The sequence below is a fragment of the Streptomyces sp. NPDC017993 genome (assembly GCF_044328065.1).
Classification (GTDB): domain Bacteria; phylum Actinomycetota; class Actinomycetes; order Streptomycetales; family Streptomycetaceae; genus Streptomyces.
Genome location: NZ_JBIRGO010000005.1, coordinates 258,052 through 269,754, shown reverse-complemented (window position 1 = coordinate 269,754; position 11,703 = coordinate 258,052). Strand labels below are relative to the sequence as shown.

General features: G+C 68.4%; 13 protein-coding genes. 7 read left to right on the top strand and 6 right to left on the bottom strand.

Going from position 1 to position 11,703, the window contains the following annotated elements; translation table 11 throughout:
* Window positions 1-44: 44 nt before the first annotated feature.
* The 5 genes from ACH4FH_RS10805 to ACH4FH_RS10785 all read left to right on the top strand — a co-directional run bounded on the left by ACH4FH_RS10805 (window position 45) and on the right by ACH4FH_RS10785 (window position 4,594).
* Window positions 45-989, top strand: coding sequence for a 2-oxo-4-hydroxy-4-carboxy-5-ureidoimidazoline decarboxylase (locus ACH4FH_RS10805; RefSeq protein ID WP_398555432.1), 945 nt, complete (start codon window positions 45-47; stop codon window positions 987-989).
* 180 nt (window positions 990-1,169) lie between these two features.
* Window positions 1,170-1,550, top strand: a complete 381-nt coding sequence (gene sdhC, locus ACH4FH_RS10800; protein WP_393894587.1) for a succinate dehydrogenase, cytochrome b556 subunit — start codon at window positions 1,170-1,172, stop codon at window positions 1,548-1,550.
* Between the two features lie 9 nt (window positions 1,551-1,559).
* Window positions 1,560-2,042, top strand: a complete 483-nt coding sequence (locus tag ACH4FH_RS10795) for a succinate dehydrogenase hydrophobic membrane anchor subunit (protein ID WP_393894588.1) — start codon at window positions 1,560-1,562, stop codon at window positions 2,040-2,042.
* Between the two features lie 24 nt (window positions 2,043-2,066).
* Window positions 2,067-3,821 (top strand): succinate dehydrogenase flavoprotein subunit, encoded by a 1,755-nt coding sequence (gene sdhA, locus ACH4FH_RS10790; protein WP_398555431.1) that lies wholly within the window; start codon window positions 2,067-2,069, stop codon window positions 3,819-3,821.
* Entirely contained in the window at window positions 3,821-4,594 is a 774-nt protein-coding gene (locus tag ACH4FH_RS10785; protein ID WP_398555430.1) for a succinate dehydrogenase iron-sulfur subunit, read from the top strand. Before sdhA ends, ACH4FH_RS10785 begins: the two co-directional genes overlap by 1 nt.
* On the opposite strand, the gene ACH4FH_RS10780 is transcribed toward ACH4FH_RS10785, so the two are convergent.
* A complete protein-coding gene (locus tag ACH4FH_RS10780) occupies window positions 4,595-5,431 on the bottom strand; it encodes a DUF5937 family protein (protein ID WP_398555429.1) in 837 nt (278 codons plus the stop codon).
* Between the two features lie 201 nt (window positions 5,432-5,632).
* Window positions 5,633-6,028 carry a MerR family transcriptional regulator gene (locus ACH4FH_RS10775; protein WP_398555428.1) on the bottom strand — a complete coding sequence of 132 codons (396 nt, stop codon included), beginning with the start codon at window positions 6,026-6,028 and terminating at the stop codon, window positions 5,633-5,635.
* A 101-nt stretch (window positions 6,029-6,129) separates the two neighbouring features.
* Here ACH4FH_RS10775 and ACH4FH_RS10770 point away from each other — a divergent pair, with 101 nt between their 5' ends.
* On the top strand, window positions 6,130-7,005 hold the full coding sequence (locus tag ACH4FH_RS10770; RefSeq protein ID WP_398555427.1) for an alpha/beta fold hydrolase: 876 nt from the start codon (window positions 6,130-6,132) through the stop codon (window positions 7,003-7,005).
* 52 nt (window positions 7,006-7,057) lie between these two features.
* Window positions 7,058-7,834 (top strand): TetR family transcriptional regulator, encoded by a 777-nt coding sequence (locus ACH4FH_RS10765; RefSeq protein WP_398555426.1) that lies wholly within the window; start codon window positions 7,058-7,060, stop codon window positions 7,832-7,834.
* Between the two features lie 14 nt (window positions 7,835-7,848).
* On the opposite strand, the gene ACH4FH_RS10760 is transcribed toward ACH4FH_RS10765, so the two are convergent.
* From ACH4FH_RS10760 to ACH4FH_RS10745, 4 genes are all read right to left on the bottom strand, one after another.
* Window positions 7,849-8,370, bottom strand: coding sequence for an FBP domain-containing protein (locus tag ACH4FH_RS10760; protein WP_398555425.1), 522 nt, complete (start codon window positions 8,368-8,370; stop codon window positions 7,849-7,851).
* Between the two features lie 171 nt (window positions 8,371-8,541).
* A complete protein-coding gene (locus tag ACH4FH_RS10755; RefSeq protein ID WP_398555424.1) occupies window positions 8,542-9,726 on the bottom strand; it encodes a S8 family serine peptidase in 1,185 nt (394 codons plus the stop codon).
* A 118-nt stretch (window positions 9,727-9,844) separates the two neighbouring features.
* Window positions 9,845-11,329 (bottom strand): hypothetical protein, encoded by a 1,485-nt coding sequence (locus ACH4FH_RS10750; RefSeq protein WP_398555423.1) that lies wholly within the window; start codon window positions 11,327-11,329, stop codon window positions 9,845-9,847.
* 44 nt (window positions 11,330-11,373) lie between these two features.
* The gene (locus tag ACH4FH_RS10745) at window positions 11,374-11,691 is read right to left on the bottom strand and encodes a hypothetical protein (RefSeq protein WP_398555422.1); all 318 of its coding nucleotides are present in this window, start codon (window positions 11,689-11,691) and stop codon (window positions 11,374-11,376) included.
* Between the last annotated feature and the right edge of the window lie 12 nt (window positions 11,692-11,703).

Here is an 11,703-nt window from a genome sequence, read left to right as displayed (position 1 = left end):
TGGGGCCTGTCGTCCACTAAGCACGGGAAAGCTCTCTCATCCGGGTGAAATTCGCGCATCCGTCGGACAGCGGTCGACAAGCGTCGTTAGCGTGGGTTCTCCATAGGTCAGCCGCTCGGGGCTCCCGGCTGGCCGGAACACCGCCGGCGTGTCCCGGCGCACGCACCACCGCCACGACACCCCTCACCTCCGCAGCCCTGCACCTCTTACCGTTCCTCCGCTCGCGTACCCCGGCTTCCGTCCGGGTCCCGTCCAGCTTCCACCAGCAGTCCGCCCGGCACCCGTCGAAGGGATCCATCCGCAGCCGTCCGCATCACCCGCGCCACGCCGGAACCGCTCACACCCGGTCCGGCCCACCCCTTGCCCGCCCGCATCCGCATCCGTCCGAGGAGCCCACGCTGTCCGGCGACAATCCGGCCGCCCGGCCGACGACGCTGCACATTCCGCAGCCCACACGCTGCGGCATACGCGCGCAGGGCGGGGCCACGCTGTCCCGGGACACCCCGACCGCCACCGGACTGGACCGCTTCAACGCCGCGGCCCGGGACCTCACCGAGGCCGCCCTGCTGACCTGCTGTGGCAGCCGTCGCTGGGCCGAGCGGGTCGCCGCGCACCGCCCGTACCCGGATCCGGACTCTCTCCTCGCCGCCTCCGACGAGGCCTGCTACGACCTGACCCCGGCCGAGGTGGACGAGGCGCTCGCCGAGGAATCCTTCTCCCCGCACCCGCTGGTCGGTGCCCGCGGCCCGGGCACCCTCGCCGCCCACACCGCCCTGCGCGCCGCGCACGCCGAGTACGAGCGGCGCTTCCGGCATGTCTTCGTGATCTGCCTCGACGGCTACCGCGACGACGAGCTGCTGGACCAGGTACTGGCAGGAATCCGCACCCGGATGGGCAACGACGAGGACGAGGAGCGGGCGATCACCACCGACGAATTGCGCCGGCTGATCCGCGGCCGGCTGGCACGACTCGTGGCTTCTCATCCGTAAAGTGACGGTTCGTGTTTGTGTGATAGCCCGTTGGTGCCTGTTTGATCACACCTAAGGACCCCGGGCGAAGGAACCGACAAGTCGTCGCTACGATGGCCAGGGCCGGTGGACCGTACCCGGCCGGGCCCGACCGACAGTGAAGCCGGCTGGCCCCAATCCCCGCTCCCGGAGGGTATTTCCGTGCCGGCTGGAACGCTGTACCGCGGCCGGGAAGGCATGTGGTCCTGGGTGGCTCATCGAGTCACCGGCGTCCTCATTTTCTTCTTCCTGTTCGTACACGTCCTCGACACCGCTCTCGTCCGGGTCTCACCCGAGGCCTATGACGATGTCGTTGCGACATACAAGACGCCCCTCGTCAACGTGATGGAGTACGGCCTGGTGGCCGCCATCCTCTTCCACGCGCTCAATGGCCTGCGGGTCATCGCCGTGGACTTCTGGTCGAAGGGCCCGAAGTACCAGAAGCAGCTGCTGTGGACCGTTGTCGGTATCTGGGTCGTGCTGATGGCCGGTGCCTTCTACCCCGTGCTGCAGCACACCCTGCGCACGCTGTTCGGGAGCTGATGAAGCGAGATGTCTGCTGAAACCCACTCCCCCGCAGGTGCCTCTGCGACGGACGACGTCCCGCTCTACGACGTCGACAACCCGGCGCCGGTGATCGAGCCGCCGCGCAAGCGCACCGGCAAGACCCCGCGCGCCTCGCGCGGCAACTTCGAGATGCAGACCTGGCTCTTCATGCGCCTGTCCGGCATCGTCCTCGTCGTCCTCGTCCTGGGCCATCTGCTGATCCAGCTGGTGCTGGACGGCGGCGTCTCGAAGATCGGCTTCGCGTTCGTCGCGGGCCGCTGGGCCTCGCCGTTCTGGCAGGGCTGGGACCTGCTGATGCTCTGGCTCGCCATGCTGCACGGCGCCAACGGCCTGCGCACCGTCATCAACGACTACGCGCAGCGGGACAACACCCGCTTCTGGCTGAAGATGCTGCTGTACACCGCGACGGTGTTCACCGTCCTTCTGGGCACGCTGGTGATCTTCACCTTCGACCCGAACATCCGCTAGGCCCCGGGGCTGAGGTAACGACCAATGAAGATCCACAAGTACGACACCGTCATCGTCGGCGCCGGTGGCGCGGGCATGCGCGCGGCCATCGAGTCGACGAAGCGCAGCCGCACCGCGGTCCTGACGAAGCTCTACCCGACGCGCTCCCACACCGGCGCCGCACAGGGCGGCATGGCCGCCGCCCTCGCGAACGTCGAGGAGGACAACTGGGAGTGGCACACCTTCGACACGATCAAGGGTGGCGACTACCTGGTGGACCAGGACGCCGCCGAGATCCTCGCGAAGGAGGCCATCGACTCGGTCCTCGACCTGGAGAAGATGGGCCTGCCGTTCAACCGCACGCCGGACGGCACCATCGACCAGCGCCGCTTCGGCGGTCACTCGCGTAACCACGGTGAGGCCCCGGTCCGCCGGTCCTGCTACGCCTCGGACCGTACCGGCCACATGATCCTCCAGACGCTGTACCAGAACTGCGTCAAGGAGGGCGTGGAGTTCTTCAACGAGTTCTACGTCCTCGACCTCCTGCTCCAGGACGTCGACGGGGTCAAGAAGTCCGCGGGTGTCGTCGCGTACGAACTCGCGACCGGCGAGATCCACATCTTCCAGGCGAAGTCGATCGTCTTCGCCTCGGGCGGCACCGGCAAGTTCTTCAAGGTGACCTCCAACGCGCACACCCTGACCGGTGACGGCCAGGCCGCGGCGTACCGCCGTGGGCTGCCGCTGGAGGACATGGAGTTCTTCCAGTTCCACCCGACGGGCATCTGGCGCATGGGCATCCTCCTGACCGAGGGTGCGCGCGGCGAGGGCGGCATCCTTCGCAACAAGGACGGCGAGCGCTTCATGGAGAAGTACGCGCCGGTCATGAAGGACCTCGCCTCTCGTGACGTCGTCTCGCGCTCCATCTACACGGAGATCCGCGAGGGCCGCGGCTGCGGTCCGGACGGCGACCACGTCTACCTGGACCTGACGCACCTGCCGCCGGAGCAGCTCGACGCCAAGCTCCCGGACATCACCGAGTTCGCGCGGACGTACCTCGGTATCGAGCCCTACACGGACCCGATCCCGATCCAGCCGACCGCGCACTACGCCATGGGCGGCATCCCGACGAACGTCGAGGGTGAGGTCCTCCGGGACAACACCACCGTCGTCCCGGGCCTGTACGCCGCCGGCGAGGTCGCCTGTGTCTCCGTGCACGGCGCCAACCGCCTGGGCACCAACTCGCTGCTGGACATCAACGTCTTCGGCAAGCGGGCCGGTATCGCCGCCGCCGAGTACTCCGCGGACGCCGACTTCGTCGAGCTTCCCGAGGACCCGGCACGCCAGGTCATCGACCAGGTCGAGCGGCTGCGCGACTCCAACGGCACCGAGCGGGTCACGGAGATCCGCAAGGAGCTCCAGGAGTGCATGGACGCCAACGTGATGGTGTTCCGCACCGAGCAGACCATCAAGACCGCGGTCGAGAAGATCGGCGAGCTGCGCGAGCGCTACCTGAACGTGTCCATCCAGGACAAGGGCAAGCGGTTCAACACCGACCTGCTGGAGGCCATCGAGCTGGGCAACCTGCTCGACCTGGCCGAGGTCATGGCCGTGTCCGCGCTGGCCCGCAAGGAGTCCCGCGGCGGTCACTACCGCGAGGACTACCCCAACCGCGACGACGTCAACTTCATGCGGCACACCATGGCGTACCGCGAGGTGGGCGCAGACGGCTCCGAGTCGATCCGCCTCGACTACAAGCCGGTCGTGCAGACCCGCTACCAGCCGATGGAGCGTAAGTACTGATGAGCACCCCGACTCTCGACAAGCACTCGGCGGCGCTGGACGCGGCCGAGGACGGCGCCTCGCACACGATCACCGTCACCTTCCGGATCCGCCGGTTCAACCCGGAGGTCTCGGAGGACGCCAGCTGGCAGGACTTCGAGCTGGAGATCGACCCGAAGGAGCGCGTCCTGGACGCTCTCCACAAGCTCAAGTGGGACCAGGACGGCACGCTGACCTTCCGGCGTTCCTGCGCCCACGGCATCTGCGGCTCCGATGCGATGCGCATCAACGGCAAGAACCGCCTGGCGTGCAAGACGCTGATCAAGGACATCAACCCGCAGAAGCCGATCACGGTCGAGGCCATCAAGGGCCTGACGGTGCTGAAGGACCTTGTCGTCGACATGGAGCCCTTCTTCCAGGCGTACCGCGATGTGATGCCGTTCCTGATCACGACCGGCAACGAGCCGACCCGTGAGCGGACGCAGAGCTCCGAGGACCGCGAGCGGTTCGACGACACCACCAAGTGCATCCTGTGCGCCGCGTGCACGTCGTCCTGCCCGGTGTTCTGGAACGACGGCCAGTACTTCGGTCCGGCCGCCATCGTCAACGCGCACCGCTTCATCTTCGACTCGCGTGACGAGGGTGGCGAGCAGCGCCTGGAGATCCTCAACGACAAGGACGGCGTCTGGCGCTGCCGTACGACCTTCAACTGCACGGACGCCTGCCCGCGCGGTATCGAGGTCACCAAGGCGATCCAGGAGGTCAAGCGCGCGCTGATCACGCGCCGCTTCTGATCACGCCTGACTCCTGACCCCGGCTCCGCTCCGGGTGGCCGCCCGGACAGCGAACCGGGTGACGACCCGGGCACCGATCCGGGTCTGCACGTCACGAAGGGCCCCGCTTCCGTACCCACGGAGGCGGGGCCCTTCGGCGCTCACCGGCGCGCTGACCGGGTAGACCAGCACCGGCGGCAGCGCGTCGTCCGCGAGCGCCACCGGCTCGTCACGGCAGAAGTACGACGGGACGAACACCAGCCCCCGCCCCGCGAGGCGCAGTTCCCGCTCGATGGGATAGTCGACCTCCAGCACCGGTGCCCGCCACCGCATCGCCGGCCCGAACGTCCGCAGCATCGCCTCGGCGCCCGACTGGCCCAGCGCGTGCGTGCGTAACGCCAGGTCCGCTGCGACCCGCTGGGCGATGCGCGGCCAGTGGGGGGCCACCGCGAGATGGTGGTAGGTGCGCAGGCTGCGGGCGAGCTGCCGGAGCGCGGCCGGCTCGCCGTCCGCGATCCCGCGCGCCCAGCCCGGCAGCGGCTGCTGCGCGGCCAGCACGTCCAATTCGGCGCGGAGCCTGGCCCGTGGTGTGCTCATCACGGCCTCCAGGCCCGGCTCGACGCCGTCCGCGGCGGCGGGCGGCGTGAGGAAGTCCGGGAAGTAGCCGTGGAGCGGGACCAGCGGCAGCAACGTCCGTAACGGCCCGGGGCCCTGCCGCACCGCGTGCCGGCGCCAGGCGGCCAATGTCGGCTCGGCACGGTGATCCCGCAGGCTGTGCAGGCTCAGCACGGTCTCCCACAAGGGATCCGCCCCGTCCGCCACTCGTGTACGGGCCAGATCCTGCGCAGTGAAGTGCACTCTCAGCACGCCATCCCCCCTGCTCCCACCGCTCCCCCGAACGGCGTGGACATTGAGGATCCGTCGCCCCGGCCCGTTCCGCAAGCGAAACGCGCGAGTCGGTGGAGACGGGGGTGAATGGGGAGGTGGAGGGAGCGAGGTTGCGGCGAGGGGACGGCGGGGCGGCGGGGAACCGGTTGGTGGTGGCCGGGCAGACAGCTGTCAGGCGGACCGGAGTGCCCTCGACGCCAGTGCCTCGTCCTGGGTGCGGCGCTCCCGCATGCTCCGCTCGTACGCCCCCAGCGCCTCCCGGTGACGCAGCAACCTCTCGATCTCCCCGTCCAGCTGCGCCATCTGCCGCTCCACCACGGTGCGGGAGAGGGCGCAGGAGAGGAGTGCGGGGCCGCCCTGGGCGCAGGGCAGCAGATCACGGATGGAGTCCGTGTTCATGCCGGCGGCGAGGAGTTCGCGGATGCGGGCGACGGTGTCGACGGACTCGGGGCCGTAACTGCGGTAGCCGTTGGTGTCGCGCCGGGCGGCGAGCAGCCCCCGCTGCTCGTAATAGCGAAGCGAACGCGTGCTGACGCCGGTGCGACGCGACAGTTCACCGATTCTCATCCGATCCCCCATGTCTTCTCGACGTGTCCAGTGACGGCGTTTCGAGCGCGCTCGCCGCCGACTTGACCTTCACACCGACGTCAAGGTGCAACCTCCTACCCATGACACACATTCCCGCGACCGGCGCTGCTTCCTCCCCCGCACCGGCCTCCGCTGCCGCATCACCTGACATGGCCAACTCCGCCACGCCCGTCCTGCCGCGCCTGTCCACCGCGGTAACGGGTGACGCGCGCGGCCCCGGCATCCTGCTGGCGCACGGCGCGACCGGCAGCATCGAGGGCAACTACGCCCAGCTCATCCCCGCCCTCACCGCCTCCGGCCACCGCGTCGTCGCGCCCGACTACCCGGGCTCCGGTCGTACCCCGCGCGCCACCGCCCCGTTGACGCTGGACTCCCTGGCCGACGCGTTGGTGGCCGAGGCCGACGCGGCCGGCCTACAGACCTTCACCCTGGTCGGCTTCTCGCTGGGCACCGCCGTGTCCGTACGGGCCGCCGTCCGCCACCCCGACCGGGTCCGCGGCCTCGTCCTGACGTCGGCACTCGCCCGCCCCGACCGGCGCCTCGGTGTCTGGCTCGCCCTGTGGCTGCGGCTGCTGGCGGAGGGGGACTACGCGGGCTTCGCGCAGGTGCGGGCGCTCAGCGGCCTGTCCCCTGAGTATCTGAACGGCCTGTCGCCGGCAGAGCTGGAAGCCGTACTGGACCCGAGCCCCGACCTCCCGCCGCCCGGTTCGGCGGAGCAGGCCGCGCTCGTACGGACCGTGGACACCACCGCCGATCTCCCACAGCTCGCCGTACCTGCCCTCGTCATCGCCACCACCCGGGACCAGCTCCTGCACCCCTCGCTCTCCCGCTATGTGGCCGACCACATCCCCGGCGCCACCTACGCCGAGATCGCCACCGGCCACGTGCCGATGGTCGAGCGGCCGGACGAGTGGCTGGGCCTCATCACGGACTTCCTGGCGGCACACCGGCTGTGACGGGGACCGGACCGGGTCGGGGGCGGGGCCGGCCGCCGATTAAGGTCGTGCCGTGGACGACGCGACGACGAGCACCGGGAAGGCGGCCGGGCCCGGGAGCGGCCCCGGGGCCAAGAGCGAGCAGACCCGGCGGCTGATCCTGGAGACCGCCCTGCGCCTCTTCCGCGAGCGCGGCTACGACCGGACCACAATGCGCGCCATCGCCCAGGAGGCCGGCGTCTCCGTCGGCAACGCGTACTACTACTTCGGCTCCAAAGAGCACCTCGTTCAGGGGTTCTACGACCGGATCGCCGAGGAGCACGCGGCAGCCGTCCAAGACGTCCTCGCCCGCGAGAGGGGCCTGTCCGGGCGGCTGCGCGGGGTACTGCTCGCGTGGCTGGACATCGCCGAGCCGTACCACGAGTTCGCCGCCCAGTTCTTCAAGAACGCCGCCGATCCCGCCAGCCCGCTCAGCCCCTTCTCCGACGAGTCGCGGGGCCCGCGGGACGCCGCCATCGCCCTGCATCGCCAGGTCCTGGCCGGCGCGGACATCAAACCCGCCGCCGAACTGGCCTCCCAGCTCCCGCAGTTGCTGTGGCTCCAGCAGATGGGCCTGGTCCTCTACTGGGTCCACGACCGCTCACCGCAGGCCGCCCGCAGCCGTGCTCTGGTGGAGCGCACCACACCACTCGTCGCGCGCGCGGTGGCCGCCTCCCGCTTTCGCGTACTGCGGCCCTTGGTGCGCGAAGTGACCGAGGTACTGAGCGAGTTCCTGCTCCACCCATCGGACCGGGTCGCACCGCCGGGAGAACCGCGCTCACGCGGCGAAGGCTGCGACGGCAAGAACTGAGAAGCCGCGGGGGCCTACTCCGCCTTCCCCTCAAGCTTTCCGTCAAGGACCTTCTCCAGAAAGGCATCCAGGTTCCGCACGGTCCGTGCGATCCGCTCCTCCAGCGGCAGCGTCTCCTCATGCCGCCCGGCGAGCTGCGAACGCTTACGGCCCCGGACGTAGAGGGAGCACGCGAGGTCGGCGCAGAAGTACGTGCCCACGGTGTTCCCCTGCCGCCCCGAGGGCCCCGCTCGACGCGCGGCGAGCAGGCTGACGCCGGACCCCGGATGCCCGGTCACACAGACCGAGCACACCGTCGTCTTGGTGAAACTCCGCCGCACCCCCTGCGGAACCCGCAACGTCACACCGACCAGCTCGTCCCCGCGCGGCGCCACCAGATACCCCCGGTCCGGCGCCCCCGGATCACGCCACCCGAGAAAGTCCAGCTCCGCCCAGGGCAGCTCGGCCAACCCCACGGGCAGGTTGATCCTGCTCGCCTCCCCCTTCGAGCAGTTCACGAACGACGTGCGTATGGCCTTCTCACCTACGGGCTCCATGGCTACGGAAACTAACAGCGGGGCGGGTGGTCGGTCCTGCGATTTTTTCCCGGCCCAGCCGGCGGCGGCCGCTCCACTGGAACAACAAGAGAGCTGCCGACCGTGTGGGAACGGTCGGCAGCTCTCTCAGATGTCACATGCGCGAGGGGTGAGTATGCGCCCCTCGCGGTCTCAGCCCCAGGCCTGCGTGCGGGTGTTGTTGCGGCGACGCATGGCAATCACCACACCGGCGACAATGCCGACGACGACCAGCGCCCCGACACCGATCCCGCCGAAGAGCATGAGCTTGTCGGAGGGCCCCATGGGCTGGTTGGGGTTCTGTCCCTTGTCCGCGCCGGCGACGACGGGCGTCTTGGACGCCTTGCCCTTCGGCATCGGCAGGGGGCCCTGTGCGGGGCCGGCGGGGATGTCCTTGTTGAGCGCGGCCTCGGGAATGATGTAGCCGTACCCGTAGTGGGCGTCGGGAAGATCGAGGTTCTTCTTCGAGGGCGTCAACCCGGCCGTCTTCACGAGACGGTTGGCAATTTGCCCCGGGGTGAGGTCAGGGAACTTCTCACGGAGCAGGGCAGCTGTGGCGGAGACGTAGGCGGTGGCGATGGAAGTACCGTTGCTCGTGCCATAGGCGTCATCGCTCTTTCCAGCAAGTACAGGGACGTCCACGCCGGGGGCTAGAAGATCGACAGTGGAGTTGTAGTTACTCTCCTCCCAGACCTTCCCGTACTCATCGACCGCACCGACGCCGATGGCACCAGGGCAGGCAGCCGGCAGATTCTTTTCCTGCATCCCGTCATTACCGACACCCGCAACCACGACGACGCCCTGCTCCACCGCATAGTGGATGGATTCGCACATATCCGGCGTGTTCGGGTCCGCCACGAACGACATGTTGATGACGTCGGCACCGTGATCCACCGCGTAACGGGTTGCGTCCGGAGTGTTCTTACCCGCAGTCAGGGGCAAGATCTTAACCCCGGGCGACAAGCCCTTGACGCCCGCAGAACCGCCGGGGCCGTGCCCATGCCCAGCGATGACGCCGACCATGCCAGTACCGTGATCCCGAATGTCTCCGCCCGGCTTCACAGGCGCGCTGGCTTCGCCCGTCGCATTGGGAAAGTCCTTGCCCGGGAGAAACTGGCCAGAAAGGTCCTGGTGGGCGGTACGAAACGCATCCTCGATGACAGCCACGGTGACCCCCTTGCCAGTACTCTGCTTCCAGATGTCCTGGGCACCGAAAGCGGTCAAAGGCCACTGAGCGTCCCGTGTTTGGTCCGCCACCGCCGAGCCGCCCGTGGTCAGAAACAGCGCTCCGGTCAGCGCAGCACCGATGGTCGCGCGCAGAGTTCGTGTGACCCTCATGCCTTGCTCCTCATTGCTTCCGTTCTGGGCGGATGTGACCGCCGGACGCGGGGTGCCCCACTCCGTGAACGCGCGGAGCACCCCCTCACGCCGACAGCGTCGTCGGCGTCCTGTCGCCTTACTCGATGACTCGCGGCGCCACATTACGTTGTGGTGTCCACGTCTCTTCATCCTCGATCAGGTAATCGGGACGCTGCTTGGTGGTGCGCTCATTCTCGCCCTTGCCGTTCCCCCTGGCCCCGGGGGCTCCGGCCATACCCTTGCCGCCCTGACCGGTGCCGGCCTTCGTGCCGCCGCTGCTGCGGTGCAGCCCGGAACCACCCTGCTTTGTACCGCCCATCGGGCCACCTGGCTTACCGACCATGCCACCGCGGGTACGGGCCTGCGCTCCGCTGCGGCCGGCCGCACCGCCACCACGGCCGGCAGCGCCGCCTCCGGCTCCGCCGCCCATACCGCCGCCGGGCATGCCCGCACGCCCCGCTCCGGCTCGACCACCCATGGCTCCGCCGCCGCGGCCGCCGCCTCCGGCACCCATGGCTCCGCCGCCCTTGCCGGGCATCCCGGGCATCATTCCGGGCATGCCTGCCGAACCGCCACCACCGCCACCGGCGCTGTGGCCACCACCACCGCCCGTGGAACCGCCGCCGGGAATACCCGGGTTGGTCGGCGTCATGGTGCCGCCCTGGAGGCCGTCGAGGCCCGTCTTCACGGGAGGAGACGGGTTGATGTTCACACCACGAGGGTCGAACGGCGCGCTCGGGCCGCTCGGCCCGTGCGGCGCGAGGTTAGACGGCTTGACGCGCGGGCCACCAGGCGTCGGCATGTTGACGGGCGCTGGAGACGAAGGCTGCCTCGGCTCCGTAGGCCAGTCATGGCCAGGCCCGGGCGCGGGTCCGGGGGAATCGGAAATCGCCGCATGGTTATCCCGGTAATTACTCGCCAGTTCCTCCATGACGATGACCGCTTCGACCTGACGCTCCTTGCTCAGGGAGAGATTGTCCCGGTTGAGCTCGAGCGCCATCTTGGCGTCCATCTTGGGGTCGGCCATGTCCTTATGGAACTGAGCGTCAGCGCCGTCTTTGCCGTTCTGGTCGACGAATCCCTCGAAGCTTCCGGCATCCTCGATTTTCGACATGGCTTTCTTGGCTTCACGCACACTATGCGCAACTCCACCATGCGGACCGGACGTGCGATTGCCGATCAGCATCGTCTCAATGTTTCGCGCATGACCGTAGGTCCTGTCGATCTTGGTCAGGACCTTCAGCGCTTCACGCCGGAACGAAGCAGCCGCGGTGCCGTGCCAGTGAGCCGAAGCGTGATCGATGGCGTCCATGAACGTCTTACGGATTCCCCCGCGCCCGTCTTCGCCGGCAAGCCGGTCAGCCGATGCGCGCCAATGATCACCCGCAGACTCGAGAGCGTCCGCGTCGGAGTTTTCGACCATCGCTCGGAGCGCATCGAGCCCGTGATGATGAAAGTTGGAGCTGGACTTTTTGACGACCTTGTGCGAACCGAATTGCTCTTTGAGTATCTCTTTCCGGTTCTTCTCTTCGATCTTCTTCTCGTAGTCGTCCGTGCCGTCCGTCTTGGGCCCGCTTACCATGGCCTCCCCCTGATCGTCAGTCTGGCGTTCGTTTACCTGTGGACTCAGCTGCCTTGCCGCATGGACGCCTTGGTCTCGTGCTCCTGGTCCTCATACGCGCCCCGGCTGCGCTCGGTCTTGTCGCCGAAGTCCGTGATGAGTTCGTGGAGCGCAGTGATCACCTGGGTCATGTAGTGCTGCATCTTGTCGTGCGACTCGGCAAGCTCATGGGCTTCGTCGAATTTGGAGCCGAACGCTGACTTCGGGATGGCAGTGCTGTACTTCACCTTCTGGCTGGGCTCGTCCATGTCGCCTCGAAGATGCTTGAGTTGGCGCACGACGCTGTCCAGCTCGTCGAGGTCGACCCTGAACTGTTCACCCACTGGTTTCACTCC

Bases quoted from the DNA above. Each gene is read 5' to 3' on its own strand.
- ACH4FH_RS10795 (WP_393894588.1), top strand. From the start codon at position 1,560: ATGTCTGCTGAAACCCACTCCCCCGCAGGTGCCTCTGCGACGGACGAC.
- ACH4FH_RS10750 (WP_398555423.1), bottom strand. From the start codon at position 11,329: ATGGTAAGCGGGCCCAAGACGGACGGCACGGACGACTACGAGAAGAAG.
- ACH4FH_RS10770 (WP_398555427.1), top strand. From the start codon at position 6,130: ATGACACACATTCCCGCGACCGGCGCTGCTTCCTCCCCCGCACCGGCC.
- sdhA (WP_398555431.1), top strand. From the start codon at position 2,067: ATGAAGATCCACAAGTACGACACCGTCATCGTCGGCGCCGGTGGCGCG.
- ACH4FH_RS10760 (WP_398555425.1), bottom strand. From the start codon at position 8,370: ATGGAGCCCGTAGGTGAGAAGGCCATACGCACGTCGTTCGTGAACTGC.
- ACH4FH_RS10785 (WP_398555430.1), top strand. From the start codon at position 3,821: ATGAGCACCCCGACTCTCGACAAGCACTCGGCGGCGCTGGACGCGGCC.
- ACH4FH_RS10775 (WP_398555428.1), bottom strand. From the start codon at position 6,028: ATGAGAATCGGTGAACTGTCGCGTCGCACCGGCGTCAGCACGCGTTCG.
- ACH4FH_RS10755 (WP_398555424.1), bottom strand. From the start codon at position 9,726: ATGAGGGTCACACGAACTCTGCGCGCGACCATCGGTGCTGCGCTGACC.